Here is a 25,475-nt window from a genome sequence, read left to right on the forward strand (position 1 = left end):
CTGTTGATTGACAAGCCCATCGGCCTCTGTGAACAATTTCCCCCAGAAAAACAAAGGGGAACTGATATGAACAGGATAACCGTATTTGCCGCGACATTGACGCTTGCCGCGGGCTTATCCGCACCGGTGATGGCCGCCACGTCACTCACCATCGGCATCAGCGGCTGGACCGGCTTCGCGCCGCTGACACTCGCCAAGCAGGCAGGGCTGTTCGAGAAACATGGACTCGACGTGACCTTGAAGAAGGTGCCGCAGGCCAGTAGGCCGCTCGCAATAGCCAGCGGCGACCTGCAATGCGCCGCCACCACGGTCGAGACCTGGCTGGTCTGGAACGCCAGCGGGGTGACCACCAAGCAGATTTTCCAGCTCGACAAATCCTATGGCGCCGACGGCATCGTGGTGCGCAACGACATCAAGACCGTCGCCGATCTCAAGGGCAAGAACGTAGCGTCCTCCGCGCCGGGAACGTCGCCCTATTTCATGCTGGCCTGGGTGCTGAACAAGAACGGCATGTCGACCAAGGACGTGACGGTCGTCAATCTCGAGCCTGACGCGGCGGCACAAGCCTTCCTCGCCGGCCAGAATGACGCCGCCGTCACTTATGAGCCTTTCATCTCGGCCGTGCGCGACAAGGCCGACCAGGGCCATATCCTGGCGACCACGCTCGACTATCCGATGGTTCTCGACACGGTCGGCTGCACGCCCGAATTCCTCAAGGCCAATCCCGACGCCGCCAAGGCGCTTGCCGACAGCTATTTCGACGCGCTCGACCTGATCAAGAAAGATCCGCAGAAATCCTATGAGATCATGGGCGCCGACGTGAAACAGTCGGCCAAGGAATTCGAGGATTCGGCGAAGTACCTGAAATGGGCCGACAAGGCCGACAACAAGCAGTTCTTCACCAAGGAATTCCAGGACTTTTCCAAGACCGCCGGCGACCTGCTGCTGCAGATGGGGCTGATCAAGGAGGCGCCCGACGTCGCCACGCTGGCCGACACCAGCGCCGTGGCGAATTGACGGCTCAACCCCTGGATACCGTGCGGTGGCGCAGAGCGCCGCCGCCTTCCTGCTGACAAAGGACGAAGATGCGCCCCTTGCATCCTGTCTCGCCGGGCCTGCGAACAGTGCTCGGCATTTCATTCTTCGTGCTGTTCGTGGTCTTCTGGGCCTGGATCACGCTTGGCGGCCACGTCAACCGCATCTTCCTCGCCGATCCGCTGTCGATGCTGCGGGACGGCTGGCGGCTGCTGGTCGAGGACCGTTTCTGGCTCGACATACTGATCACCATCTGGCGGGTCTTCGGCGGCTTTGTGCTGGCCTCGGTCGTCGCCGTGCCGCTCGGCATCGCCATGGGCGCCTGGAAGCCGGTGGAAGCCTTTCTGGAGCCCTTCGTCTCCTTCGCCCGTTATCTGCCGGCATCGGCGTTCATTCCACTGCTCATCCTGTGGGCGGGCATTGGCGAATTGGAAAAACTGCTCGTCATCTTCGTCGGCTCGGTGTTCCAGATCATCCTGATCATTGCCGTCAAGGTCGGATCAACGCGGCGCGACCTGGTCGAGGCGGCCTATACGCTGGGCTCGACCAACAATGGCATCGTCAGGCGGGTGATCATGCCGACCAACGCACCTGAAATCGCCGAGACGCTGCGGCTGGTGCTCGGCTGGGCCTGGACCTACGTCATCGTCGCCGAACTGATCGGCTCGTCGTCGGGCATCGGCTATATGATCATCAACAGCCAGTCGCGGCTGGCGACCGGGCAGATCATCTTCGGCATCATCGTCATCGGCCTGATCGGGCTGTTGTCCGACTTCGCTTTCAAGGCGTTCAACCGCTGGCTCTTTCCGTGGAGCCTGACGTGAGCAAGCTTCTCATCGAGGGTGTTTCGCGCACCTTTGCCGGCGTGCGGGGCGGAGAACCCGTCAGGGCGCTGATGCCGGTCGACCTGGCGGTCGCGGCCAATGACTTCATCACCATCCTGGGGCCGTCGGGTTGCGGAAAGTCGACGCTGTTGAGGATCGTCGCCGGTCTGGAGGCGCCAAGCGAAGGCCGCGTTCTGCTCGACGGCAAGGCGGTGACGAGACCGGGACCGGACCGCGGCATGGTCTTCCAGTCCTACACGCTGTTTCCCTGGCTCACGGTCGCCGAAAATATCGCCTTTGGCTTGCGCGAACGCGGCATGGCCGAAGAGGAGCGGGACGGGATCGTCGCCTCCTATGTCGATCTCGTCGGCCTGAAAGGGTTCGAGAACCATTGGCCGAAGCAGCTTTCCGGCGGCATGCAGCAGCGCACGGCGATCGCCCGGGCGCTGGCCAACGATCCGGAAATCCTGTTGCTGGACGAGCCGTTCGGGGCGCTGGACAACCAGACGCGCGGACTGATGCAGGAATTGCTGCTCGGCATATGGGAACGGCGCAAGAAGACGGTGCTGTTCGTCACCCACGACATCGAGGAGGCGATCTTCATGGCCTCGCGCGTGATCGTGATGACGGCGCGGCCCGGCCGCATCAAGTCGGATGTCGCCATCGACCTGCCGCATCCGCGCCACTACACGCTCAAGACCAGTCCGGAATTCTCGGCGTTGAAGGCGCGGCTGACCGAGGACATCCGCGTCGAGGCGATGCGGACCGCAGACGTGCACTAATCGCTCACGGTTCGGTCGTTCCGCGCGTATGGTTTGGGTCAGGCCGCCAGCAATTGCTTGCGGTCGACGCGCTCCTGCTGCGGCGAGCGGGCATAGAGCTCACGGTAGCATTTCGAGAAATGCGAGGCCGAGACGAAGCCGCAGGCGACCGCCACCTCGACCACCGGCATCGACGACTGGATCAAGAGATGCCTTGCGCGGTCGAGGCGGATTTCGAGATAGTAGCGGGCAGGGGAGCGTCCCATCTCGGTTCGGAACAGGCGCTCTATCTGGCGGCGCGACAGGTCGACATGGTCGGCGATCTCGATCAGCGACAGCGGCTCGGACAGATTGGCCTCCATCAGTTCGATGATGGTCAGCACTTTCGAGTTCTGCACACCAAGCCGGGCGCGCAGCGGCAGGCGCTGGCGGTCGGTCGGGCTGCGCACGCGGTCGGTCAGCACCTGCTCGCAGACGCGGTTGACGAGGTTCTCGTCGAAGTCGTCGCCGATCAGCTTCAGCATCATGTCGAGCGCGGCGGTTCCGCCGGCGCAGGTGTAGATGTTCTGGTCGATCTCGAACAGGTCGGCAAAGACATTGGCTTTCGGGAAGGCCTCGGAAAAGCCCGGCAGGTTTTCCCAATGGATGGCGCAGCGCCTGTTCGACAACAGCCCGGCGGAGGCGAGGATATGCGCACCGGTGCACAGGCCACCCACCGCGACGCCGCGATTGTATTCCTCACGCAGCCATGCAAAGGCCGACTTGTTCTGGTAGCGTTCGACATTGATGCCGCTGCAGACGATGGCCATGTTGGGACGATCCGGCCCCGCCATCTTCTTGCGTTCCTCTTCCAGCGAGGTGTTGACGGCGCATTCGACGCCGTTGGAGGCGCGCACCGGCTTGCCGTCGATGCTGGCAAGGCGCCAGCGATAGGCCTCGTAACCGAGCATCCGATTGGCGGAGCGCAGCGGGTCCAGCGCGGTCGCAAAAGCGATCATGGTGAAATCGGGAACAAGGAAGAACACAAACGACCGCTTGATCGGATGCTTGACGGCGTTCACGGGGAACCTCATCTGGCCATGACGCGAACAGGATGTCGCGAATAGCATAGCGTCATCAGGAAAAACCATTCCTGTCAATCGGCTAGGTGGCTTTGGCAAGATTAAATTTGCGACATGGGTCGCAAATGGGCAATCGCCGCGCGGTGCTGCTCAAACCAGGCCACCGTCAGGTTGTGAAAAGACGATGGAAGCGCAACAAAATAAACGCCGCCTCGGCGGACCGAAGCGGCGGCAGTCAACTCTGAAGCCGTGGCAGGGGAGCGCGGCTCTGGAGGTATTTTGTGTTTCTATGCAGTCCCGAACGGAAAACCGTTACACGATTTTCCTGGAACTAGTCTTATTCAGGCGACGAAGCCGAGGCGCGCCGCAGCCATGGCGCCGGTCTGGCCAGGCATGGTCTTGGCGAGGCGCTGACGCTCGAGCGCCGTGGTCAGGTTCATTTCGCGGCGGGCGAAGAGGCGGGCAAAAAGCTTCATGATCATCTCCAATCGGTTGCTCAGACGGGTCGCCTTCGCTTGATGGAGTGGGGCAGCTCGTTTGCTGACGGTGATATAGGCTTGTGTGAGCGGAAACTAAATCGCAAAAGCGAAGCGCTTGATATGAAAAGCGACACCAAATGCGACAAATTTGGGCAGAGTGAAGCTGTCATGCCCAATATTTACGAATATTTACAGACGGTTAGCTTCAAAAACGAGCTGCTATGCGGCTTGCTCATATGCGCCATGCAGCGGCGGCATGGCTCCTGAATTCGTTTGAATGCAAATAAAATAGAGAAGGCCTGCCGGGCGGTTTGCGCGGCAGCCCTTCAGCACGGGGTACACACGATCTACTTTGCTCCAGCCCAGGATCCGACGCCATTGCGAATGCCGGTCTTGGCGTCGGAAGCTTCCGGCCAGCCGATATCCTTCTGCAACTCGATCGGCAGGGAACGGATGGCGCGTTCGGTCTGGTAGCGGGCGCGGGCCGCGTTGAATTCGGTCGCGATGCGGCCGAGGGACGACAGGATAGACATTTCGATCTCCTTTGCAGCGGCGCGGGAGGCGCCGGCAACGTGTTACGTCAGGTCTGTTTCAGCTTCATTTCATGCCGAATGCAGGTCTGCGCCGTGGTCGTTTGGTGACCGCTTTTGGCAGCATGCTGCTTCGATGGAGTTGACTATGCTCCTGATCTGATGTTCAATCAAACGAAATGGAATGATGCTTTGTATCAGAAAAATTGAAGGCTGATCGCCATGAACGCCCCACTCAATCATCCGCTGCCGCTGCTCGACCTCGACGTTTTGCGCACTTTCGTGGCGATTGCCGAGACCGGCAGTTTCACCACTGCGGCCAATGCGGTGTTCCGCACGCCGTCGGCCGTCTCCATGCAGATCAAGAAGCTGGAGGATATTCTCGGCCGCTCGGTGTTCGCGCGCGATGCGCGTTCGGTAACGCTGACCACGGACGGCGAGATGCTGCTCGGCTATGCCCGCCGGCTTTTGTCGATCAACCGCGAGGTGGTGTCGAAGTTCATCATCCCCGATATTGTCGGCGTTGTGCGGCTGGGCTCCCCCGATGACTATGGCGAGCGCGTGCTGCCGCATGTGCTGAAACGTTTCGCGCAGTCGCATCCCTCGATCGCCGTCGACGTCACCATCGACCAGAGCAGCAATCTGCGCCGCCGCATGGACGACCGGGCGCTCGACATCACGCTGTTGACGAACTCGTACAAGACCAGCGCGCTCGGCGCCGAGGTGCTTTTGACCGAGCCGATCGTGTGGGCCGGCGCCAAGGGTGGCTGCGCGCATCTGCGCGAACCTTTGCCGGTTTCGCTTTGGGAAGAAGGCTGCGCCTGGCGGGCCGGTGCGCTCGAGGCATTGGGCCGCGAGGGCCGCAATTACCGCGTCGCTTACATGAGCGCCCATACGGCCGGCCAGCGCGCCGCCATCATGGCCGACCTCGCGGTCGCGCCGCTGCCGCGTTCGTTCCTCGGCAATGACATGGTCGAACTCTGCCCGAAGGACGGCATGCCCGATATCGGCACTTACAATCTTGCCATGGTGGTGGCGCCGGACGCCAGCGCGCCGGTCAAGGCCGTCGCCGACCACATCCGCGCGACCTTCGAAGTGTTCCGGGAAACCGGCAAGTTCTGATTATCCGGGATACCCGGACTGGAGGCGCTGCTCCGCAGCCTCCGCGGAGGGCGCCTTGAACCTTGCCGCCGTGCCTTGAACGATCGGCGAAGGGCTCTCGTTGAGGAAAGCAACGATGTGTTGGCGCGCGCGCCGCGCTTCCGGCATGTCAATCAGCGGCCAAACGTGGAACATGCCTTCCTCGTAGACCAGCTCCACCTCGACACCGGCGGCGCGGGCTTTTTGTGCGAAGATCAGATTGTCGGGTGTGAGAAGATCGCGGGAGCCCGTCAGGAGCAATGTCTTCGGCAACACCGACAGATCGCCATAGACCGGGCTGATGCGCCAGTCTGCCGGATCCATGCCGGCACTATAGAGCCGGATTGCCTCCCGCCCACCGGCAATGCCCAACCATGGGTCGTTTCGCTCCGCCTCGAACACTTCGGGGTTTGCGAGCGAGACGTCGAGCCCGGGTGAAATCAGCACATGGCGCGAGGGTAGGGGCAGGCCCTCTTCCGCCGCCATCATGGTCAGTACCACCGCCATGTTGCCACCCGCGGAATCGCCCATGAAGATGATCTCTTCCGCCTCCGTCTCCTCGATCATCTGGCGATAGACATTGCCGACCATGCCGAACATGGCGTGGAAATCGTGTTCCGGTGCGATGGGATAGATCGGCACGGTGATGCCGTAGCCCAGCCGGTCGGCCATGTCGGCGATCAGATACCAGTGATAGGGCGTGATCTCAAAGACATAGGCGCCGCCGTGCAGGTAGAGAATTCGCTTGTGCTCTCCGGCCCGGGGGGCGATTTCGTAGACCGGGAAACCGTCCACGCTGCGCGTCTGGATGTCGTAACGCTGCTGCAGCGCGGCCGGTGGATGGTGATCCTCGGTTTTGCGCGCGGCCGCGATCCAGCGCCGCAGGTTTTCCGGGCTGGAAAAGGCCTGCTTGCGGCTGTGCCTGAGCACGAAGGATACGACGTGGCTTTTCAAACTTGGCATGCGGAGACACGAACTTCGGCGGCAGCCGACTAAGAGATTTCCCCCTCCAAGCGAAGATCGTGCCTTGGCCGAAAATGTCAAGATTTACGCTGTGCCCACACGCTGGTGTGATCCGCGCGCTGTCGTCGGCGCCGCGGCAAAAGCGCCGCGCGCAATCGGTTGCTGGTGGCCACCGGGGATGTGCGAGATCCCCGGCGGATGCCGAGCAATTTGCATTTGTCGGCGAACGTCATCAGCGCGTCGTACCCAGAAGCAGCGAGGCGAGCGTCACCTGCGGATCGTTCGGCGGCGATGCCGGCCAGCCGATGTCCTTCTGGACATGCGCCGGCAAGCTGTTCAGCGCGCGGATCGCCTTGTTCCTGGCATGGGCTTGCCTGATGGTCACACCGAAGCGGCCGAGATTTTCGAACATCGACATTTTCATCTCCCTTGAAGAACGGCCGTGGCCAAGGACTATCCTCGGCCGCCGTTCGATGCGGGGTAAATGCGCCTGCCATGTATCGGATGGATTTCGCGGAAGCAGCGTTTCGGTTTCCGGATCGGTTCGATCCGGAAACATTTGCATACAAATGAAATCGAGGGAGGGGCCGGCGGGCCTATTCGCGGCTGCGCCGTGCCGCGTGGCCCTCGCGCGAGCGCCGGCGCGGCGCGGCGTCGCCGGCGATGCCGTCATCGCTCACCGTCTTGCGTGGCGGCAGTTTCACCGCCGCCGACAGTTTCGGGAACGGATCGACCTTGTTGGGCAGCGCCATGGCGTAGACGAAATGCTCCTGGAATTTCGGTTCCAGCGCTGTCTCGATCTTCTCGATCTGGCTCACCGTCTCCTCGATCTCGCGGCGGTAGCCGCGATTGAGCAGCGCCATCCGCGCGCCCGCACCGGCGGCGTTACCGACGGCCGAAACCTTGTCGAGGTCGCAGTCGGGGATCAGGCCGAGCACCATGGCGTATTTCGGATCGATGAAGGAGCCGAAGGCGCCGGCGAAATGGATGCGGTCGACATGCTCGGTGTTCTGCTTTTCCATCAACAGCTTGGTACCGGCATAGAGTGCAGCCTTGGCAAGCTGGATGGCGCGCACGTCGGTCTGGGTGATGGTGATCTTGGGTTCGCCTTCCTTCAGCACGTAGGAGAAGGTGCGGCCGTTGGCGACGACGCGCGGCGAGCGCGCGGCAAGCGAACCGTCGACGACACCATCCTCCGAGATGATGCCGGCGAGATACATTTCGGCGACGATCTCGATGATGCCGGAGCCGCAAATGCCGGTGACGCCGGTCGCCTGCACGCTGTCGAGGAAGCCCGGTTCGTCGGACCACAGTTCCGAGCCGATGACGCGGTATTTCGGCTCCAGCGTGTCGGGATCGATGCGCACGCGCTCGATGGCGCCGGGCGCTGCCCGCTGGCCGCCTGAGATTTCGGCGCCTTCGAAGGCCGGACCGGTGGGCGAGGAGGCAGCGACAACACGCGCGCGATTGCCGAGTACGATCTCGGCATTGGTGCCGACATCGACGATCAACATCATCTCGTCCTGGCGATGCGGGCCTTCCGACAGCGTCACCGCCGCCGCATCGGCGCCGACATGGCCGGCAATGCAAGGCAGCATATAGAGGCGCGCGCCCTGGTTGAGCTTGAGGCCGATATCGGAGGCCTTGATGCGAACGGCGCCCGAGACGGCAAGCGCGAAGGGGGCTCCGCCGAGCTCGGTCGGATCGATGCCGAGGAACAGGTGATGCATGATCGGATTGCCGACGAAGACGGAATCCAGGATGTCGTTGCGCTGGACGTTGCCTTCGGCGCAGACCTTGTCGACGAGGCTGGAGATCGCCTCGCGGACAGCAACCGTCATGCCTTCGCGGCCATCCGGGTTCATCATCACATAGGAGACCCGGCTCATCAGATCCTCGCCGAAGCGGATCTGCGGGTTCGACGTACCCGAAGAGGCGGCGACGCGGCCCGACAGCAGCGACACCAGATGCATGGCGATGGTGGTCGAGCCGATGTCGCAGGCCAGGCCGTAGGCCTCGTTCTTGAGGCCCGGCCATAGCGCGATGACGCGCGCTATGTCGCTGTCGGCATCCTTGTGGATGGCGGCGGTGGCGGTCCAGTTGCCCTTGCGCAATATGCCCTGCACCTGCGGCAGCAGGTAGAAGTCGAATTCGAGGTTTTTAAAGCCCCAGTCCTTCATCAGCGCGATCTTGAGCCGGTCGAGATCGCCCAGAGGCTTGTGCATGTCGGGTTCTTCGATCTCGACATAGCACATGCGGATCGCCGTATCGCGGGCGATCACCCTGGTGTCGGCATCCTTGCGGATGGTCTGCGCATTGATGACGGTGTCCTGCGGCACGTCGATGACGAGGTCGCCGAGGATCTGGGCGGAGCAGGAGAGGCGGCGCCGTTCGGGCAGGCCGCGCACGCGTTCGTAGCGCTCTTCCTTGGGACCCTTGGGCGAGATGTGGTCGTTGGAGGAGACGATCTTGTGCTTGGCGAAATTGCCTTCCTGCACCTCGATCTGGCAGCGACCGCAGGTGGCGCGCCCGCCGCACACGCTCTCGACATAGACGCCGAGCTGGCGCGCCGCGTCGAGCACGGGCGTGCCGACAGGGAACCGCCCGCGCTTGCCTGACGGCATGAACAGCACGAGTGGATCGGTGATGTTGGCAGGTGAATTCATCGCTTGTCGTTTAGCCGCCCGTAGTGTCGATTGTTAGTTTGAAATAGGCGGTAAGAGCAGCAAACGCTACAAGATTGAAAGCAAAGAAAAATCTGACGAAATTTCTGGCATATCTCACATGCAGGGGAAGCATTTTGGGTACTCTAATGGCCCAAGTGGCAAAGAGTAAAAAGAACAGGATATCCATGTAGAGGATATAAGGTCCCCACTTTAGAACACCGGCAGAAAACAAATCAAAATCTTGCCTTTCCGGAAAAACGAAGAATCGCGTTACGCAAAAAATGACGATGGCCGGAACCGAGAGGGTTCCAAGCAAAAGAAGTTGGACTTTTCCTATGGAGATTCGTTGGTCTCCCATTTTTTGATCAGGCTTCCCTATCTCTAGCTTCAAAGCGCATGGCTTATCCCCGGCCCATCCGGGCTTCACGACCACCGCGACGGCGACCGCCGGCGGCGCCATCGCCCGGGGCATTGACCTGCGTCGGCGCCGCAACCGCATGGCCGCCTTCGGCCGGCTTGTAGTCCTTGTAGGTGCGGATCCAGTTGGTGCAGTTCTCGTCGGTGCCGTTCAGCACGTTGGCGCCGCGCACGGCCTCCATTTCCTGCGGCCGCACCGGGTTCATGATCGCCGAGGTCATGCCGGCGCCGATCACCATCGGGATGAAGGCGGCGTTGATGCCATGGCGGTGCGGCAGGCCGAAGGAGATGTTGGAGAGGCCGCAGGTGGTGTTGACCTTGAGCTCCTCGCGCAGGCGGCGCAGCAGCGCGAACACCTGGCGGCCGGCATCGCCAAGCGCACCGATCGGCATGACCAGCGGGTCGACGACGACGTCGTGCGCGGGAATGCCGAAATCGGCGCAGCGCTGCACGATCTTCTTGGCGACGGCGAAGCGGACGTCCGGATCCATCGAAATGCCGGTCTCGTCATTGGAGATGGCAACGACGGGCACGTTGTATTTCTTGACCAGCGGCAGGATGGCCTCGAGCTTTTCTTCCTCGCCGGTAACGGAGTTGACCAGCGGCCGGCCCTTGGCGACCTTCAGCGCCGCCTCGATCGCTGCGGTGACGGAACTGTCGATCGACAGCGGCAGATCGACCAGGCCCTGGACGATTTCCAGCGTCTGCACCAAAAGACCAGGTTCGGTTTCGTTCGGGTTGACCGAGGTGACGCCGGCATTGACGTCGAGCATGGTGGCGCCGCAGGCGGCCTGCTCCAGCGCGTCCTTGATGACGGTCTCGAAATTGCCAACCACCATCTCGGCGGCGAGCTTCTTGCGGCCGGTCGGGTTGATGCGTTCGCCAATCACGCAGAAGGGCTGGTCGAAGCCGATGATGATTTCTCGTGTCGCCGAGGCAACGATGGTCCGGGTCATGAAATCTCTCCGTCGTGATATAAAGAGTTCTTTATATCGTTATCTCTTGTCGATCAAGCGAATGGTGGCCTTCCGCGCGGGTCAATGCGCGGTCTTCACCATATCCACCTGGGTTTCGGTAATATCTTCGTGCAGGATGCGGTCCAGCCGGTCGGCGACCATCTGGTCGTCGCGGCGGATTTCACGCTTCCATGGCTGGCGGCCCTTCAGCACGCCCGATTCATCGACGATCTCGGCGACATATTCTTCCTGGCGATAGGCCATCACATGGATGCCCGAGACACCGGGAATTTCCTTCACCTCGTTGATGATGTCGGTGCAGAGCTGCTTGCCTTCCTTCTTCTGGTCTTGGGCGCCTTCCAGCCGCTTGATGACGGCATCCGGAATATGGATGCCCGGCACGTTGGAGCGGATCCATTTTGCCGTCTTGGCCGAGGCCAAGGGGCCGACACCGCACAGGATGAACACTTTCTCGGTGTGGCCGAGATCGCGCGCCTTCTGCATGAAGGTTTTGAACATCGGCACGTCGAAGCAATACTGCGTCTGCACGAACTGCGCGCCGGCGGCGATCTTCTTGCCGAGATGGATCGGGCGAAAGTCGAAGGGCGGCGCGAACGGGTTGACGGCAGCGCCCAGGAACAGCTGCGGCGGCGTCGTCAGCTTGCGGCCGGACAGAAACTTGCCGTTGTCACGCATGATGCGGCAGGTCTCCAGCAGCGACATGGAATCGAGATCGAACACGGGCTTGGCGCCCGGCTGGTCCCCGGCCTGCACGCCGTCGCCGGTCAGGCACAGCATGTTGGCGACGCCCATGGCGGCACCGCCCAGCACGTCGCCCTGGATGGCGATGCGGTTCTTGTCGCGGCAGGCGATCTGCATGATCGGGGCGTAGCCCATACGGGTCAGCAGCGCGCAGATGCCGACCGACGACATGTGGCAGTTGGCGCCGGACGCATCGACCGCGTTGATGGCGTCGACCCAGCCGTCGAAGATCTTCGCCCTGTTGTAGACATCCTCGGGATCGGCGCTGTCGGGTGGGTTGAGCTCGGTGGTGACCGCGAATTCGCCGCGCCGCAGCACGCGCTCCAGCCGGCCGCGCGAGGTGTGGCCGGGCAGGGGATCGAGCGGCAGGTGAATGCCGGCCGGGTTCTCGTCACGCTGACGGCCGGTCATGCGGCGGCTCCGGTCTTTGGCGCGGCAGCGGCTTCGCGGGTTGCCGCCGCCTGCGCGGTGACGCGCAGCCAGGCCGAGGTTTCGCGCAGCGACTGGTCGACCGGCTTCTGCACGGTGAGGATCCTGTCGGCGTTGACCATGTTCTGCGAACCTTCCCAGGCCTTGACCCAGACGCAGGGCATATTGGGCTCGACCTCGCAATTGCCGTTGGCGCGCACGCCGCCGCAAGGGCCGTTGCGCAACTGCTTGGGGCAGTTCATCGGACACGACATACCGGTGGACGACAGGATGCACTGGCCGCACATGCGGCAGTCGAACATGAAGCCCTTGACGCGCTTCTCGACGAACTTGATCGGAGCCTCGACGCGGCCATAGCCGATGCCCTTCCACAGGGGATGCAGCAGCAGGAACATGTCGGCGAAGCGGGCATAAAACCATTCGAGCAGACGCGAGTGCCGAACAGACCATAATCTCACCGCGAACGAGCGCTGCACGCGGCGCTGCGGCGAGACGTCGGCCGGCTTGTAGTCGGATTTCGGCGCTGCCTTCTTGACCAGCGTGGCCTGGGTAACCGTCGGGTTCTCGTCAGACATTTTCTTTTCCGCCCGCCTTGACCAGAGCGACCAGCCGCTCGCGGTCGTATTTCGCGTCGAGCTCGTGGAATGCCTTTTCGACCTCGGCTTCGAGATCGTCGCCGACCGGAACCGGCTCGGCCTTGCGCCATTCGGCGAGATAGTCGTCGGTGCCACCGGCGCCGGTACGCATGGCGCACATGTCGATCGCCTCGGTGAAGCGCAACGGCAATTCGCGCTTGGCATTCTGCCGGCCTTTCCTGACGATGACCTGGGCAGGGATGTCGCGCCAGTAGACGACGATAAGATCGGCCATGAATTCTCGCTCCTCGATATTCCGAGCATTGCCGCAAGCGTCGTAAGGCTGCTTGTTATGGGACGACGCGCGCGCATTCAAAAGCGACGCATTTGGATGTCGTAAAATGAAAGGTGGGTTTATTCGTTTGCGACCCATGTCGCGACGGGGTCAATGCAGCAATATGGCGGCCGAGTTTGCGCTGTTGCCGAGGCAGGATGCGTCACCAGATGCCGGTTCTCAGCCCTGTCCAGACGTAGAACCAGATCGTTGGGTGGTACCACTGTTTCGATGGCAGCTCTGGATCGAACGTTGCGAGTTTTCCGGCCAGCGCATCGCTGACCGCCTCGACGCAGATGTCGCGCGAAAACGCCGCCTGGCGCAGCGCATAGCTAGAGATGGTGTCGCCTTGTTTCGGCTTGCCGCGCACCTGCTTCAACACGCCGCCGGTGTCGACGCCCGCATCGACCAGATGGACTGTCGTGCCGAAATTCTGCGGATCTCCTGACGTCAATGCCCAATAGCCGCCATTCATGCCGCGGTATTTCGGCGTGATGCCGGCATGATAGTTGAGTACCGGGCAAGGCATTTTGGCCAGCATCTCCCTGGAAATCAGCCTGCACCCGTTCAACAGCACGACGCCGGGCTTGATCGTCTCGATCGCTTGCAGACATTCCGGCCCGTTGGCGGATTCCACATGGACGACGACCTGGCCTTGCCGAGGCTCCGTTTCAAGCTTCTCCTCGGCAATCAACCGGGCGGCATGTTTGACGTTGAGCCGTTTGCCAAGCCTGCTCAGCACCATGGTGCCGAGCTGGCCCATGGCGGAGATCCAGCCCTGGCGTCGGGCGCGGCCGCGCAGCAATTGCTTTTTAGATTCAGAGATTTCGAGGACGACGCTGACAGGGCCGACGCGGTCGGCGAGATCGTTGATCATGGCCCAGACATGCGCGCCGCCGCCGGTGACGACTACAATCGGTCGCGGATTGGGTTCCGACGCTGCCATTGATCTTGCCATGCTCCGAGGACCGGCTGACGTGGCCGGACCTTAGGGCAGGCGGGTTAATCCCTGGTATGCCGGAAGCCTTACCGGGGCATGAAGACCGGTCAGCGTTTGAACTCCATGATGTCGAGCTTCGATTCGTAGTAGGGCGCGGGGAATTCGATGCGCCATTCCTTGGCGCTGTTGCGGAAGGCGTAACCGACCTGATCGGTCTGCGGACCGCTGCCATAGGGCTTTGCCCGGTCGTCGTTGACGGAGCCGGAGCCAAGATAGATCGAGCGCTTGTCGCCATCGTCGAAGAAGCGGCCCTGGGTGCGCTGCGAACCGCTGATCTTTTCCAGCCGCCAGCCGGAGCCATCATCGGTCACCCTGCATTTGAACCAGCCATAGATGACGAGCGGGCTCAGTCCGCCGACCTTGATCGTACGGCACCGCCAGTTGCCGGTGAGATCCTTGTCGGAGAAGGCGACCAGCGGCTTGGCCAGCAGCGCGTCGAGCTGCTTGACCTCTGCGGGGTTGCCCGCCTTTGCCTCGGCGAGTGCTGCCTTGCGGGTGTCGCCATATTTGTCGAGCCGCGCCTTGTCGGAGGCGGTGATCAGTTTCTGCACTTGACCGTCGGCAAGGGCGGGCAAGGAGCAGCAGAGCAGGCCGACAACGGCAAGCAAGGGGCGGAGGTTCATCGAAGGATTCCCTGTTTTGTCTGGAACGGCGCCGCTGCCGTCTGGTGCATAACTTACCGGGTCGCTGGCGCCTGTCATCCGTGCTTAACAGCGTCACGATCGAAATTCATGGTGTGACGAATGCGAATCTTGCTTACGGGGTCATCGGGTTGGCTGGGAAGCGCGTTGGCGCCACGCCTGCGCGGGCTTGGACATGACGTCACCGGCCTCGATCCCGTTCCGTCGGCCGAAACGCGGATCGTCGGTTCGATTGCCGACCGTGACCTCGTGATGCGTGCCGTTGGGGAAAACCGGATCGGGGCCATCATTCACAGCGGCGCGCTGCACAAGCCCAACATGGAAAGCCATGCCAACAGCGATTTCATCGCGACCAACGTGCAAGGCACGCTAAACCTGCTCGATGCGGCGGTGGCGGCCAATGTGCAACGCTTCGTCTTTACGTCAACGACTTCGCTGATGATCTCGCAGGCGATACGCGACGGCTTCAAGGGCGGTGCGCGCAGGGCGGCGTGGCTGACGGAAGCGATGTCGCCCGAGCCGCGCAACATCTACGGAGTGACCAAGCTCTCGGCCGAACATCTTTGCCGCCTCTACCATCTTCAGCATGGCCTGCCGGTGGTCGTGCTGCGCACGGCGCGCTTCTTTCCCGAAGCCGACGACATGGCGCATGCGATCGAACAGTCGGACGCCAACACCAAGGCAAACGAACTGCTCTTTCGGCGGCTGACGGTGGACGACGCGGCGCGGGCGCATGTCGCGGCATTGGAGAAGGCGCCGGAGCTCGGTTTCGACATCTTCATCGCCTGTGCGCCAACGCCGTTCCAGCCCGATGATTGCGCGGACTTGATCGCCGACGCTCCATCGGTCGTGGCGCGTTATTATCCCGAATTTCCCGCCCTTTATGCGCGCAAGGGCTGGACGATGTTTTCCTCGATCGACCGGGTCTATGACGCATCGCGGGCTAGGGACAGGCTGGGTTTTGTCTGCAGGACGAGCTTTGCCGATGTGCTGACGGCGCTGGCGGCGGAAGAAGCTGCCTGAAGCCGTCAGGCGTTCGATGCGATCCGCGCTAGCTCCGGCGTCAGATCGCCGTAACCGGTCGAGCGGCGCTCGTAGGCGAGGCCGAGCAGGGCGGCGGCTTTTTCCGCAACCTTGTCGAGCTCAGGATCATCGGTCTGCGCCAGATAGATCAGTCTCTCGTAGTTGCCGAAATAGTCCTTGATCAGCTCCGGGTGCTTGTCCAGGCCGAGCGGCTTCATGAAGAAGGCATCGAACTGACGGCACAGGAAGTCGGTCATGTAGAAAGACATCATGTCGTCGTCGGCGACCTTCGCATAGGCGTCCATGCCTTGGTAGAAGGCGAAGCAATGCGGGCCGGCCATGCGCTCGACGCCATGCTTTTCCAGCACGCGGTCAAGCAGACCGCCCGTACCGCAATCGGCATAACCGACGAAGATGTGTTCGTAACCCTCCGCCTTGGCCTTTTCGATGGCCTTGTCCATGGCCGGCGCGATGCGATCCGGATAGAAATGAAATTCCGCCGGCAAACAGGTCAATTCCAGGTGGCTCAGCCCGAGCTGTTCCTTGACGGCCAATACCTCACGCGCAATCATTCCGCAGGCGATGACGAGCAGCCTGCCTGTCTGATTCGGTTTGGTTTTTTTCGTCTTGACCAAGTAGAACCGGCTTTCGCTGCGGGGCTATTATCTGTCGAGGGAGACACCGTCCATGAAACTGCTACGCATTGCGCCGATCGCCATCCTTGCCTGCGCGCTTGCACTCACGGCCTGCGCCAACACCATTCGGGGTGTCGGCAAGGACGTCAAATCGACGGCGAGGGCGGTCAAAGACACCGTCGCCAATTGATCGGCAGCCACGTCCCTCATCTGGGAACAAAAAAGCCGCGCTGCAAGGCGCGGCTTCTTTTTCGTCATCCCGATGCCTGGATCAGGCCGAAGCGCGCACGTTGTGCTTGCGCTTCATGAAATCCTTGGCGGTCTCGACCGCCACCGCCGCGTCGCGGCAATAGGCGTCGGCGCCGACGGCCTTGCCGAATTCCTCGTTGAGCGGCGCGCCGCCAACCAGCACGACATAGTCGTCGCGGATGCCCTTTTCCTTCATCGTGTCGATGACGACCTTCATGTAGGGCATGGTGGTGGTGAGCAGCGCCGACATGCCGATGATGTCGGGCTGGTGCTGCTCGATCGCATCGAGATACTTCTCGACAGCGTTGTTGATGCCGAGGTCGATGACGTCGAAGCCTGCGCCTTCCATCATCATGCCGACGAGGTTCTTGCCGATGTCGTGGATATCGCCCTTGACGGTGCCGATCACCATCTTGCCCTGCTTGGGCGCGCCGGTGGCGGCGAGCAGCGGACGCAGGATGAACATGCCGGCCTTCATGGCATTGGCCGACAGCAGCACTTCGGGAACGAACAGGATGCCGTCGCGAAAGTCCTCGCCGACGATACGCATGCCTTCGACCAGCGCCTCGGTCAGCACCTTGTAAGGAGCCCAGCCGCGCTCGAGCAGGATGCGCGTTCCTTCCTCGATCTCTTCCTTCAACCCGTCATAGAGATCGTCGTGCATCTGCTGCACCAACTCGTCGTCGGAAAGTTCAGAAAGGATGATCTCGTCGTCGGACATTTTAATCCAGCTCCTCACGGCATCGCGACTGTGTCGCAAGGCACAAAATAATGGCGTTCATACCTAACCCGCAACGGGCGGGTATCCATAGCTGATTTGCGACTTCCCGCAAAAGGAAAGCGACTGGAAAATCTATCGGATTTCTTGTCGATTTTGCGACAGGCGTTGGCGCGGACGGGCCGTTTCGAATAGGGTGCATGGCTACGATCCGGCGAAAGCCGCGCCATGCGGCCGCAACGGTTACGGACCGGCCATAGTCAGGCAGGCCATATTCAGGGAAGAGCGATCATGAGCGAACACGCGGCAGTCGACCAGGAAGCGTCCAACGCGCGGCGTGGGCGCGGCGCCAGCGGTGGAGCGGCGGCCCGCCGGGCCGCGCGTTCCGGCGGCGGCCCCGGCACCCAGCTTACCTACATCAAGCGCAAGATCAACGTCTACGAGGTGCTGAACGAGGAAGGCCTGGCGCTGATCGAGAAGAACACCGACACGGTGCTGGAAGAGATCGGCATCATTTTTCGCGATGACGCGGAAGCGCTGCAATTGTGGAAAGAGGCCGGCGCCGACGTCAAGGGCGAGCGCGTGCATTTTCCCAAGGGGCTCTGCCGTTCGCTCCTGAAGACCGCGCCGTCCATCTACACCCAGCATGCCCGCAATTCGGAGCGCTCGGTGCAGATCGGCGGCAATGCAACCGTGTTCGCGCCGGTCTATGGTCCACCCTTCGTGCGTGATCTGGACGGCGTCAGGCGCTATGCGACGATCGAGGATTTCCAGAATTTCGTGAAGCTCGCCTATATGGCGCCATCGATCCACCATTCGGGCGGCACGGTGTGCGAGCCGGTCGACGTGCCGGTCAACAAGCGCCATCTCGACATGGTCTATGCGCACATCAAATATTCCGACAAGCCGTTCATGGGTTCGGTGACCGCGCCGGAGCGCGCCGAGGACACTGTGGCGATGGCCAAGCTGGTGTTCGGCGACGACTTCGTCGAGAACAACACGGTGCTGACCAGCCTGATCAACGCCAACTCGCCGATGGTGTTCGACGAGACCATGCTTGGCGCCCTGAAAGTCTATTCGCGGCATAACCAGGCCTGCATCGTCACGCCGTTCATCCTCGCCGGTGCGATGAGCCCGGTGACGGTGGCCGGCACGCTGACGCAGGTCCTGGCCGAAGTGCTGGCCGGCGCATCGTTCACGCAGCTGATCCGTCCGGGCGCGCCGGTGCTGTTCGGTACCTTCGCCTCGTCGATATCGATGCAGTCGGGCGCGCCGACCTTCGGCACGCCGGAACCGTCGCTGGTTTCCTATGGCGCCGCGCAACTCGCCCGCCGCCTCGGACTGCCGTTCCGCACCGGCGGCTCGCTCTGCGCGTCCAAGGTTCCGGATGCACAGGCGGCCTATGAAAGCGCCAACACGCTGAACTCGACCATTCTCGCCGGCACCAATTTCGTGCTGCATTCGGCCGGCTGGCTCGAGGGCGGGCTGGCGTCCTGCTATGAAAAATTCATGATGGATATCGACCAGCTCGGCATGCAGCAGAAATTCTGCGAAGGCGTCGACCTGTCGGAAAACGGCCAGGCGATGGATGCCATCCGCCAGGTCGGCCCGGGCAGCCACTATCTCGGCTGCGACCATACCCAGGCCAATTTCCAGACCGCCTTCTACCGCTCGTCGATCGCCGACAACAACTCCTATGAGCAGTGGCTGGCCGAAGGCCAGAAGACCGCCCCGCAGCGTGCCAACGATCTCGCCCGCCGCTGGCTGGAGGCTTACGAGGCGCCGCACCTTGATGAAGGTATCGACGAAGCCCTGAAGGACTTCATCGCCAAGAAGAAAGGGTCGATGCCCGACGCCTTCACCTGAAAGGAGCCCGAGTCAGGCGGGGCTAAAGTCGCCAACATCATCCACAAGGAAGTCTGGCGGAGCGCGTTCTCCGATCCGGACCGGAAGGGATGATTCTTGCCGACGCCGCCGCTATTCTCCGGGCGGGCGGTCGGAGATCGAGATGGGTCGAAAGGCATTGAGGGGGATCGCGGCTGATGTCGCCGCGTCATTCATCAGCCGCAACAACGACGCCGATGGTTATTGGGCCATCGGCAAACTTCACGCGCACGCACGAGAGCACTCTACGGCCAAAATCCTGATTGACTTATCAGGCCAGTTATCAGGTACGTTGTCGGAATTCGCTTCGATAGCCGCCAAATACCGGTCAATGATCGAAACTCAAACTGCCGCAAAGGGTCTTCGGGTTTGTTCTAGCCAAATTGAAATTGAGTTCGATCTCCCGAAAACCAGGCAGTGCTCGGCGGACGAAACCGGATACACGTGCGCTGTGATGATCGTTGACGACCGAGGACAAGCTTGGATTCGCAAGGTCTACGGCTGTTCTCACCCGCACGATCCAAAACGAGAGCGACGCAGTTCGCGAGCTAAAAGCGAAGCTGAAGCCCGATGATCCGTAGCTATGATCATCTCAGCGGGGCCCTGGTCCGATATGGACTAATTGTCCGCGGCGGCTTCAATTTCGTCGATGGCGAAGACGTTCCCCTAGGCTCATCAGGCGTCCCAGCCAGGTCGGTGCTGCTGGTCGGGCAGGCGGGCGCGGCGCCGTGGCCGCACTTCCTGCGGTGGCGTGAGAAGCAGCCACCGTCCGCCATCAATCCGCTCGACACATGGTCGCGCGCGGTCATCGGCGCCGTTGCCGACGATTTCGGCGCGCGCGCTGTGTCGCCTTCGGACCGCCCGTATCTGCCGTTCCAGCGATGGGCGATGCGGGCCGAGGGGCTGAGACAGTCGCCGCTCGGCATCCTGATGCATCCGAAATATGGGCTCTGGCACGCCTATCGCGGCGCATTGCTGTTCGATCAGGAGATCGCAACCCCCGAAGCTGACGCAGCGATTCATCTTTGCGACACATGTGTCGAAAAACCCTGCCTGAAATCCTGTCCAGTCGGCGCCTATTCGGTGGACGGCTTCGCGCACCAGGCGTGCCTGGCGCATGTGCGCGGCACGGATGGTGCGCCTTGCCGTGCCGGCGGCTGCCTCGACCGCAACGCCTGTCCCTACGGCGCTGAGCATCGCTATCCGGCCCATGTCCAGGCTTTCCACATGGCGGCGTTCGCCGGAGTATAGGCATTCCTCCGAACCGCACGGAAACTTGACCGAGATCGGCAGGTTGCGGCTTGCCCTGGCGGGCGGCGCGGATATCTATCGCCTGGCAACCGGCGGAGCGCGCAATGACGAAGCAGGACATCGAGATCAAGACCCTGGACGGCACGGCGAAGGCACGGCTGTTTCGTCCAGCCTCGCCCGCCAGGGCCGGCATCATCATCTACATGGATATTTTTCGGTCCGCGTCCGGTGCTCGACCAGATGGCCGAGCGCCTCGCGGGGCATGGCTATGCCGTGCTGGTGCCCGATCTCTTCTACCGCTATGCGCCGTATGGCCCGTTCGATCCCAAAACCGCCTTTGCCGAGGCAAAGACCAAGGCCCTGCTGTTGATGCTGAGCGGCGGCACGACGCAGGGCATGACCATCCGCGACGGCAGCGCCTTCCTCGATGCTCTGGCCGCCGAGAGGATCGCCGGACCTGTTGGTGTCGTCGGCTATTGCATGGGCGGCGCGCGGGCGCTCAACGCCGCCGCGACCTATCCCGACAGGATCCGGGCCGCCGCCAGTTTCCATGGCGGCAACCTCGCCAGCGATGCCGCCGACAGTCCGCACCGCAAGGCGGCTTCCATCAAGGCGCGCATCTATGTCGGTATGGCGGGCGTCGACCGGAGCTTTCCGCCGGAACAGTCGACGAGGCTGGAAGAGGCGCTGCGGAATGCTGAAGTCGACCACACGATCGAGAATTATGTCGGCATGGCGCATGGCTGGTGTGTGCCCGACCATAGTGTCTTCAATGCAACCGGTGCCGAGCGGCATTGGAAGCGATTGACGGATTTGTTCGCCGAAACGCTGGTCTGAGCCTTCGCCACCCTGTTGGCCGCGCGCCACATTGGAGGTATCAGGCGGGATGACCGGCTCGCCCGCTAAAGCGGCGCGGGTCATGCGGGAACGATCAGCCTGATGCAATCCTATGATGTCGTGATCATTGGCGCCGGCGCCGCCGGAATGATGTGCGCCGTGGAGGCCGCCAAGCGCGGCCGTTCGGTGCTGGTCCTCGATCATGCGGCGGCACCTGGCGAAAAGATCCGCATCTCCGGCGGCGGTCGGTGCAATTTCACCAACATCCATACGAGCCCGAAGAATTTCATCTCGAGGAATCCGCATTTCTGCATCTCGGCGCTCAGCCGCTATACGCAGCGCGACTTCATTGCGCTCGTCGAACGTCACGGCATTGCATATCACGAGAAGACACTGGGGCAGCTTTTTTGTGACGGCTCGGCGCGCCAGATCATCGACATGCTGGTCTCGGAAATGCAGGGCAGGGGCGCCGAGCTGGTATTGTCGACTTCAGTCGAGACCGTCAGCAAAACCGAGGAAGGGTTTGAACTCAGGCTCTCCGCCGGCTCGGTCTCTTGCCGGTCCCTGGTCGTGGCCTGTGGCGGCAAGTCGATCCCCAAGATGGGCGCGACGGGCTTCGGCTACGAGCTTGCCGATCGGTTTGGCCTTGCCGTCGTAGAAACACGGCCTGCCCTGGTGCCGCTGACCTTCGATGCAAAAACGCTCGATCGGCTTTCGCCCCTGGCCGGGAACGCCGTCGACGCCGAGATTGCCTGCGGCAGGGCGCGGTTTTCCGAGGCGATGCTGTTCACGCATCGCGGCGTAAGCGGGCCATCCATCCTGCAAATCTCCTCCTACTGGCGCGAGGGTGATGAAATCCGCATCGCCATGCTGCCGGGCACGGATGTGGCTGAACTCGTCCGCGCCGCCAAGCGTGGCAATGGCCGGCAGGCGGTGCAGACCGTGCTGGCAAATCACTTGCCGAAACGGCTTGCCCAGGCGATAGCCGAGCGAACCGGGCTCAATGGCAATCTTGCCGATCTTTCCGAGGCCCAGGTCAAAACCGTGGAGGCCGCGGTCAACGACTGGCGCATCAAGCCAGCCGGTTCGGAAGGCTACCGGACGGCCGAAGTGACGCTCGGCGGGGTGGACACCAACGGGCTCGACCAGAAGACGATGCGGGTGAAATCGATACCCGGCCTGTTCTTCATCGGCGAGGTCGTCGACGTCACGGGCTGGCTCGGCGGCTATAATTTCCAGTGGGCATGGTCGTCGGGCTGGGCGGCGGGCCAGGCGTGTTGACATTCAGGTGAGGCCAGCCTGACCTGAACCTCAACAGGTGCAAAGGCCCTGTTCGAAAAAAATCTTTCCATCACCCCAAGGATTAGCCATTAGCCTTCGTCCAACAGGCAAATGATGGCGATGATGCTGGATGAGAGCGAAGCCTCCGACGCCGAACTGATCGGGCGGGCGAAGGGCGGAGACAGGGGGGCCTTCGGCAAATTGCTGGAGCGTCACTACGACTTCGTCTATCGCGCCGCCTATCGCTGGTGCGGCAGGAAGGCCGATGCCGAGGACATCGCCCAGGAAGTCTGCGTCCGGCTCGGCAAGGCGATCCGCGATTATCGCGGCGGCGGTGCGTTCACGACATGGCTCTATACCATGACGATGAACGCCGCGCGCGATATGATGCGCAAGACCGCGCGCGAGACGGTCAAGACCGAGGCCTATGGCGTCCATGCGCTGATTTCGGGTGAGGCCCCGGCCGAGAGCGAAGACCCTGCCGAAGCGCTGTGGGCGGCGGTGCGGCAATTGCCGGACAAGCAGCGTGATGCCGTGATGCTTGTCTATGGCGAAGGCTTGAGCCACGCGGCCGCCGCCGAGGCGATGGCGATCTCGGAGACGACGGTTTCCTGGCACATCCATGAAGCGAAGAAACGGCTGAAGACGTTGATGCGTTCAGCCGGGGAAGTGTGACCATGGTCGACGACAACGAACTCAGAAAGCTGCGCGACGCAGCAATACCCGCACCCGGCGAGAGCGCGAAGGCGCGTGCCTTCGAGGCCGCCCTGCGCGCCTACGACCAGGAAAATATTTCTGCTGTCACCCAAGGATCGGTCGGCGGCCTTCGTCTCACAGAGCGAGCACAAAAGCTCTGGAGCGAAATCATGCAAAAGAAACTCATTGCCACGCCGGCCCTTGCCGGGCTCGTCGCCCTGCCGATCGCCGGATACGCCACCTTCCATATGCTGAGGGAACAGCCGCCGGCGTTCGGCGACAAGGAGAAGATCACCGAGACGCTGGCCGACAAGCCGGCGACGCTGAAGCCGGCCACCGCCGAGCCGAAGCAGGCCCCGACGGAACTGGCGAAAGACAAGAAGGCCGACGCGGATGTGGAAAGCCGCGATGCCAGCGACGCGCTTGCGCCACCAGCCTCGCCGCCGCAGCCGCAGACGACTGCCGCAGGCGGCGTGGCGCAGCAGGACGGACGCACGCGTGACGTGACGCCGAATGAGGCCCCGGCAACGGTCAACGAACCCGAGTCGGCCACTTTGCGGGCTTACAAGCCAGCGCCGGCCCCGACAGGCGAGTTCGCGGTCGACGGCACGACAAGCGCGCCGTCGCGGGTTGCCCGCATGCCGGCTGCCGAATCCAAGCTGATGGCGCCGCAGCCGACCGCACCGGCGGATCAGATCGCGCCGCAAGAGGAAAACCGCAACCGCATCGAGGACTTCAAGACCAATCCGGTGCATGCGGCCCTGCAAGACCCGGTCTCGACCTTCTCGATCGATGTCGATACCGCCTCCTATTCCTTCGTGCGCCGTTCGCTGAAGGAAGGGTCGGTGCCGCAGGCCGACACGGTCCGGGTCGAGGAGATGATCAATTACTTCCCCTATGACTGGAAGGGGCCGGACTCGGCATCGACGCCGTTCAACTCGACCGTCAGCGTCATGCCGACGCCGTGGAACGAGCACACCAAGCTGATGCATGTCGCCATCAAAGGGTTCGACATCAAGCCGACCGAGCAGCCGAAGGCCAATCTGGTCTTCCTGATCGATGTCTCGGGCTCGATGGACGAGCCGGACAAGCTGCCGCTGCTCAAATCGGCATTCCGCCTGCTGGTCAGCAAGCTGAAGGCCGACGACACGATCTCCATCGTCACCTATGCCGGAGAGGCCGGCACCGTGCTGATGCCGACCAAGGCGGCCGAAAAGGACAAGATCCTCAACGCCATCGACAATCTGACGCCCGGCGGTTCGACGGCCGGCGAGGCCGGCATCAAGGAGGCCTACAAGCTTGCCCAGCAATCCTTCGTCAAGGATGGCGTCAACCGGGTGATGCTGGCCACCGATGGCGACTTCAATGTCGGCCAGAGCGACGACGATGATCTGAAGCGCCTGATCGAACAGGAGCGCAAGTCGGGTGTCTTCCTGTCGGTGTTCGGCTTCGGCCACGACAATCTGAACGACCAGATGATGCAGACCATCGCACAGAACGGCAACGGCACCGCCGCCTATATCGACACGCTGGCCGAGGCGGAGAAGGTGCTGGTCGAGGATGCCTCCTCGACCCTGTTCCCGATCGCCAAGGATGTGAAGATCCAGGTTGAGTTCAACCCGAGCAAGGTCTCGGAATACCGCCTGATCGGCTACGAGACCCGGGCGCTCAACCGCGAGGATTTCAACAATGACCGCGTCGATGCCGGCGACATCGGCTCGGGCCATTCGGTCACCGCGATCTATGAGATCACGCCCAAAGGCAGTGGCGGCGAGCAGATCGATCCGCTGCGCTATGGTCAGGCCACGGTCAACAATGGCGGCGTTGCCAATGCGGACGAATACGCCTTCGTCAAGATACGCTACAAGCTGCCCAACGAGGACGTCTCGAAGCTGATCACCACGCCGGTGACCTCTGCCAACGAGGTGGCTTCCTTCGACCAGGCGAGCACCGACCAGCGTTTCTCCGTCGCGGTGGCGGCCTTCGGCCAGAAGCTGCGCGACGAGGATGCGACCGCGAAGCTCGGCTACGACAAGATCATGGAGATTGCCACTGCCGCCCGAGGAGCCGACCCGTTTGGGTACAGGTCCGAGTTCCTTTCGCTTGTGCGCCTTGCCTCGGCGCTGGGCGGTAACCGGTAGTGGCGATGAAGGCCGGCTTCTTTCAGATGATGGGATCGTTCTGATAGCCGGCCCACGGGCGGGTGAGGCAGGCCGGCGAGGGATACTTTCCCTTGCCGGCCTTTTTTTCGGATCTGTTGATATTCAGGTGATGCCGGCCTGCAAACAGTGGCTTCCTGCGCTTCCGGTGCTCACGTACTTAAGTACG

At 62.2% G+C, this 25,475-nt stretch carries 27 protein-coding genes and 1 pseudogene; 13 read left to right on the plus strand and 15 right to left on the minus strand.

The window, feature by feature from the left end; genetic code table 11:
• Window positions 1-66: 66 nt before the first annotated feature.
• From EN845_RS16150 to EN845_RS16160, 3 genes are all read left to right on the plus strand, one after another.
• Window positions 67-1,017, plus strand: coding sequence for an ABC transporter substrate-binding protein (locus tag EN845_RS16150; protein ID WP_127279860.1), 951 nt, complete (start codon window positions 67-69; stop codon window positions 1,015-1,017).
• 68 nt (window positions 1,018-1,085) lie between these two features.
• Window positions 1,086-1,859: an ABC transporter permease gene (locus EN845_RS16155; RefSeq protein WP_127871535.1), complete on the plus strand. Its 774-nt coding sequence runs from the start codon at window positions 1,086-1,088 to the stop codon at window positions 1,857-1,859.
• Window positions 1,856-2,641: an ABC transporter ATP-binding protein gene (locus EN845_RS16160; RefSeq protein WP_127871534.1), complete on the plus strand. Its 786-nt coding sequence runs from the start codon at window positions 1,856-1,858 to the stop codon at window positions 2,639-2,641. Before EN845_RS16155 ends, EN845_RS16160 begins: the two co-directional genes overlap by 4 nt.
• Window positions 2,642-2,679: 38 nt before the next feature.
• On the opposite strand, the gene EN845_RS16165 is transcribed toward EN845_RS16160, so the two are convergent.
• From EN845_RS16165 to EN845_RS16175, 3 genes are all read right to left on the minus strand, one after another.
• Entirely contained in the window at window positions 2,680-3,618 is a 939-nt protein-coding gene (locus tag EN845_RS16165) for a GlxA family transcriptional regulator (protein ID WP_348631100.1), read from the minus strand.
• 404 nt (window positions 3,619-4,022) lie between these two features.
• Complete coding sequence (locus EN845_RS36650; RefSeq protein WP_127281166.1) at window positions 4,023-4,157, minus strand: hypothetical protein; 135 nt, start codon at window positions 4,155-4,157, stop codon at window positions 4,023-4,025.
• 350 nt (window positions 4,158-4,507) lie between these two features.
• Window positions 4,508-4,693 carry a hypothetical protein gene (locus EN845_RS16175; RefSeq protein WP_127280941.1) on the minus strand — a complete coding sequence of 62 codons (186 nt, stop codon included), beginning with the start codon at window positions 4,691-4,693 and terminating at the stop codon, window positions 4,508-4,510.
• 219 nt (window positions 4,694-4,912) lie between these two features.
• Between EN845_RS16175 and EN845_RS16180 the strand changes: the two genes are divergently transcribed.
• Window positions 4,913-5,812: a LysR substrate-binding domain-containing protein gene (locus tag EN845_RS16180; protein ID WP_015317416.1), complete on the plus strand. Its 900-nt coding sequence runs from the start codon at window positions 4,913-4,915 to the stop codon at window positions 5,810-5,812.
• Here EN845_RS16180 and EN845_RS16185 read toward each other — a convergent pair whose 3' ends face one another.
• The 10 genes from EN845_RS16185 to EN845_RS16230 all read right to left on the minus strand — a co-directional run bounded on the left by EN845_RS16185 (window position 5,813) and on the right by EN845_RS16230 (window position 14,555).
• The gene (locus EN845_RS16185) at window positions 5,813-6,793 is read right to left on the minus strand and encodes an alpha/beta hydrolase (RefSeq protein WP_127871532.1); all 981 of its coding nucleotides are present in this window, start codon (window positions 6,791-6,793) and stop codon (window positions 5,813-5,815) included.
• Window positions 6,794-7,025: 232 nt separating this feature from the next.
• On the minus strand, window positions 7,026-7,211 hold the full coding sequence (locus EN845_RS35495) for a hypothetical protein (RefSeq protein ID WP_167531375.1): 186 nt from the start codon (window positions 7,209-7,211) through the stop codon (window positions 7,026-7,028).
• A gap of 178 nt (window positions 7,212-7,389) precedes the next feature.
• Complete coding sequence (locus tag EN845_RS16195) at window positions 7,390-9,459, minus strand: ASKHA domain-containing protein (RefSeq protein ID WP_127871531.1); 2,070 nt, start codon at window positions 9,457-9,459, stop codon at window positions 7,390-7,392.
• Between the two features lie 10 nt (window positions 9,460-9,469).
• A complete protein-coding gene (locus EN845_RS16200) occupies window positions 9,470-9,919 on the minus strand; it encodes a hypothetical protein (protein WP_135897771.1) in 450 nt (149 codons plus the stop codon).
• Window positions 9,861-10,832: a methyltetrahydrofolate cobalamin methyltransferase gene (locus tag EN845_RS16205; RefSeq protein WP_127871529.1), complete on the minus strand. Its 972-nt coding sequence runs from the start codon at window positions 10,830-10,832 to the stop codon at window positions 9,861-9,863. The genes EN845_RS16200 and EN845_RS16205 overlap by 59 nt, the downstream gene beginning before the upstream one ends.
• 81 nt (window positions 10,833-10,913) lie before the next feature.
• A complete protein-coding gene (locus tag EN845_RS16210; RefSeq protein WP_127278052.1) occupies window positions 10,914-12,005 on the minus strand; it encodes a methylenetetrahydrofolate reductase in 1,092 nt (363 codons plus the stop codon).
• On the minus strand, window positions 12,002-12,598 hold the full coding sequence (locus EN845_RS16215) for a methylenetetrahydrofolate reductase C-terminal domain-containing protein (RefSeq protein ID WP_127871528.1): 597 nt from the start codon (window positions 12,596-12,598) through the stop codon (window positions 12,002-12,004). Before EN845_RS16215 ends, EN845_RS16210 begins: the two co-directional genes overlap by 4 nt.
• Window positions 12,591-12,893, minus strand: coding sequence for a virulence factor (locus tag EN845_RS16220; protein WP_127871527.1), 303 nt, complete (start codon window positions 12,891-12,893; stop codon window positions 12,591-12,593). The genes EN845_RS16215 and EN845_RS16220 overlap by 8 nt, the downstream gene beginning before the upstream one ends.
• Window positions 12,894-13,095: 202 nt before the next feature.
• A complete protein-coding gene (locus EN845_RS16225) occupies window positions 13,096-13,878 on the minus strand; it encodes a formyl transferase (protein ID WP_127871526.1) in 783 nt (260 codons plus the stop codon).
• 101 nt (window positions 13,879-13,979) lie between these two features.
• Window positions 13,980-14,555, minus strand: coding sequence for a DUF4893 domain-containing protein (locus EN845_RS16230; protein WP_127871525.1), 576 nt, complete (start codon window positions 14,553-14,555; stop codon window positions 13,980-13,982).
• Window positions 14,556-14,675: 120 nt separating this feature from the next.
• Here EN845_RS16230 and EN845_RS16235 point away from each other — a divergent pair, with 120 nt between their 5' ends.
• A complete protein-coding gene (locus EN845_RS16235) occupies window positions 14,676-15,596 on the plus strand; it encodes an NAD(P)-dependent oxidoreductase (RefSeq protein ID WP_127871524.1) in 921 nt (306 codons plus the stop codon).
• A gap of 5 nt (window positions 15,597-15,601) precedes the next feature.
• On the opposite strand, the gene EN845_RS16240 is transcribed toward EN845_RS16235, so the two are convergent.
• Window positions 15,602-16,231: a DUF1638 domain-containing protein gene (locus EN845_RS16240; protein WP_127871523.1), complete on the minus strand. Its 630-nt coding sequence runs from the start codon at window positions 16,229-16,231 to the stop codon at window positions 15,602-15,604.
• A gap of 52 nt (window positions 16,232-16,283) precedes the next feature.
• Between EN845_RS16240 and EN845_RS16245 the strand changes: the two genes are divergently transcribed.
• Window positions 16,284-16,421 (plus strand): entericidin A/B family lipoprotein, encoded by a 138-nt coding sequence (locus EN845_RS16245; protein ID WP_019858698.1) that lies wholly within the window; start codon window positions 16,284-16,286, stop codon window positions 16,419-16,421.
• An 81-nt stretch (window positions 16,422-16,502) separates the two neighbouring features.
• Here EN845_RS16245 and EN845_RS16250 read toward each other — a convergent pair whose 3' ends face one another.
• Window positions 16,503-17,201 (minus strand): B12-binding domain-containing protein, encoded by a 699-nt coding sequence (locus tag EN845_RS16250; protein WP_032930649.1) that lies wholly within the window; start codon window positions 17,199-17,201, stop codon window positions 16,503-16,505.
• A gap of 288 nt (window positions 17,202-17,489) precedes the next feature.
• Between EN845_RS16250 and EN845_RS16255 the strand changes: the two genes are divergently transcribed.
• The 7 genes and pseudogenes from EN845_RS16255 (at window position 17,490) to EN845_RS16285 (ending at window position 25,288) form a co-directional block, all read left to right on the plus strand.
• Entirely contained in the window at window positions 17,490-19,064 is a 1,575-nt protein-coding gene (locus tag EN845_RS16255; RefSeq protein ID WP_127278059.1) for a trimethylamine methyltransferase family protein, read from the plus strand.
• A gap of 142 nt (window positions 19,065-19,206) precedes the next feature.
• Complete coding sequence (locus EN845_RS16260; protein WP_127278060.1) at window positions 19,207-19,656, plus strand: hypothetical protein; 450 nt, start codon at window positions 19,207-19,209, stop codon at window positions 19,654-19,656.
• The gene (locus EN845_RS16265; RefSeq protein ID WP_127871522.1) at window positions 19,653-20,333 is read left to right on the plus strand and encodes a 4Fe-4S dicluster domain-containing protein; all 681 of its coding nucleotides are present in this window, start codon (window positions 19,653-19,655) and stop codon (window positions 20,331-20,333) included. The genes EN845_RS16260 and EN845_RS16265 overlap by 4 nt, the downstream gene beginning before the upstream one ends.
• A gap of 104 nt (window positions 20,334-20,437) precedes the next feature.
• Window positions 20,438-21,170, plus strand: a pseudogene (locus EN845_RS16270) (dienelactone hydrolase family protein).
• 102 nt (window positions 21,171-21,272) lie between these two features.
• Entirely contained in the window at window positions 21,273-22,451 is a 1,179-nt protein-coding gene (locus tag EN845_RS16275; protein WP_127871521.1) for an NAD(P)/FAD-dependent oxidoreductase, read from the plus strand.
• A gap of 114 nt (window positions 22,452-22,565) precedes the next feature.
• Window positions 22,566-23,126, plus strand: coding sequence for an RNA polymerase sigma factor (locus tag EN845_RS16280; RefSeq protein WP_127871520.1), 561 nt, complete (start codon window positions 22,566-22,568; stop codon window positions 23,124-23,126).
• 2 nt (window positions 23,127-23,128) lie between these two features.
• Window positions 23,129-25,288 (plus strand): VWA domain-containing protein, encoded by a 2,160-nt coding sequence (locus EN845_RS16285; protein ID WP_127871519.1) that lies wholly within the window; start codon window positions 23,129-23,131, stop codon window positions 25,286-25,288.
• Window positions 25,289-25,475 lie beyond the last annotated feature (187 nt).

The sequence above is a fragment of the Mesorhizobium sp. M8A.F.Ca.ET.202.01.1.1 genome (genome assembly GCF_004791595.1).
Classification (GTDB): domain Bacteria; phylum Pseudomonadota; class Alphaproteobacteria; order Rhizobiales; family Rhizobiaceae; genus Mesorhizobium.

Excerpts from the sequence above, each read along its gene's own strand:
- EN845_RS16150 (WP_127279860.1), top strand. The coding sequence starts at position 67 with ATGAACAGGATAACCGTATTTGCCGCGACATTGACGCTTGCCGCGGGC.
- EN845_RS16155 (WP_127871535.1), top strand. The coding sequence starts at position 1,086 with ATGCGCCCCTTGCATCCTGTCTCGCCGGGCCTGCGAACAGTGCTCGGC.
- EN845_RS16165 (WP_348631100.1), bottom strand. The coding sequence starts at position 3,618 with ATGATCGCTTTTGCGACCGCGCTGGACCCGCTGCGCTCCGCCAATCGG.
- EN845_RS36650 (WP_127281166.1), bottom strand. The coding sequence starts at position 4,157 with ATGAAGCTTTTTGCCCGCCTCTTCGCCCGCCGCGAAATGAACCTGACC.
- EN845_RS16175 (WP_127280941.1), bottom strand. The coding sequence starts at position 4,693 with ATGTCTATCCTGTCGTCCCTCGGCCGCATCGCGACCGAATTCAACGCG.
- EN845_RS16180 (WP_015317416.1), top strand. The coding sequence starts at position 4,913 with ATGAACGCCCCACTCAATCATCCGCTGCCGCTGCTCGACCTCGACGTT.
- EN845_RS16185 (WP_127871532.1), bottom strand. The coding sequence starts at position 6,793 with ATGCCAAGTTTGAAAAGCCACGTCGTATCCTTCGTGCTCAGGCACAGC.
- EN845_RS35495 (WP_167531375.1), bottom strand. The coding sequence starts at position 7,211 with ATGTCGATGTTCGAAAATCTCGGCCGCTTCGGTGTGACCATCAGGCAA.
- EN845_RS16195 (WP_127871531.1), bottom strand. The coding sequence starts at position 9,459 with ATGAATTCACCTGCCAACATCACCGATCCACTCGTGCTGTTCATGCCG.
- EN845_RS16200 (WP_135897771.1), bottom strand. The coding sequence starts at position 9,919 with ATGGCGCCGCCGGCGGTCGCCGTCGCGGTGGTCGTGAAGCCCGGATGG.
- EN845_RS16205 (WP_127871529.1), bottom strand. The coding sequence starts at position 10,832 with ATGACCCGGACCATCGTTGCCTCGGCGACACGAGAAATCATCATCGGC.
- EN845_RS16210 (WP_127278052.1), bottom strand. The coding sequence starts at position 12,005 with ATGACCGGCCGTCAGCGTGACGAGAACCCGGCCGGCATTCACCTGCCG.
- EN845_RS16215 (WP_127871528.1), bottom strand. The coding sequence starts at position 12,598 with ATGTCTGACGAGAACCCGACGGTTACCCAGGCCACGCTGGTCAAGAAG.
- EN845_RS16220 (WP_127871527.1), bottom strand. The coding sequence starts at position 12,893 with ATGGCCGATCTTATCGTCGTCTACTGGCGCGACATCCCTGCCCAGGTC.
- EN845_RS16225 (WP_127871526.1), bottom strand. The coding sequence starts at position 13,878 with ATGGCAGCGTCGGAACCCAATCCGCGACCGATTGTAGTCGTCACCGGC.
- EN845_RS16230 (WP_127871525.1), bottom strand. The coding sequence starts at position 14,555 with ATGAACCTCCGCCCCTTGCTTGCCGTTGTCGGCCTGCTCTGCTGCTCC.
- EN845_RS16235 (WP_127871524.1), top strand. The coding sequence starts at position 14,676 with ATGCGAATCTTGCTTACGGGGTCATCGGGTTGGCTGGGAAGCGCGTTG.
- EN845_RS16245 (WP_019858698.1), top strand. The coding sequence starts at position 16,284 with ATGAAACTGCTACGCATTGCGCCGATCGCCATCCTTGCCTGCGCGCTT.
- EN845_RS16250 (WP_032930649.1), bottom strand. The coding sequence starts at position 17,201 with ATGTCCGACGACGAGATCATCCTTTCTGAACTTTCCGACGACGAGTTG.
- EN845_RS16255 (WP_127278059.1), top strand. The coding sequence starts at position 17,490 with ATGAGCGAACACGCGGCAGTCGACCAGGAAGCGTCCAACGCGCGGCGT.
- EN845_RS16260 (WP_127278060.1), top strand. The coding sequence starts at position 19,207 with ATGGGTCGAAAGGCATTGAGGGGGATCGCGGCTGATGTCGCCGCGTCA.
- EN845_RS16265 (WP_127871522.1), top strand. The coding sequence starts at position 19,653 with ATGATCCGTAGCTATGATCATCTCAGCGGGGCCCTGGTCCGATATGGA.
- EN845_RS16275 (WP_127871521.1), top strand. The coding sequence starts at position 21,273 with ATGCAATCCTATGATGTCGTGATCATTGGCGCCGGCGCCGCCGGAATG.
- EN845_RS16280 (WP_127871520.1), top strand. The coding sequence starts at position 22,566 with ATGGCGATGATGCTGGATGAGAGCGAAGCCTCCGACGCCGAACTGATC.
- EN845_RS16285 (WP_127871519.1), top strand. The coding sequence starts at position 23,129 with ATGGTCGACGACAACGAACTCAGAAAGCTGCGCGACGCAGCAATACCC.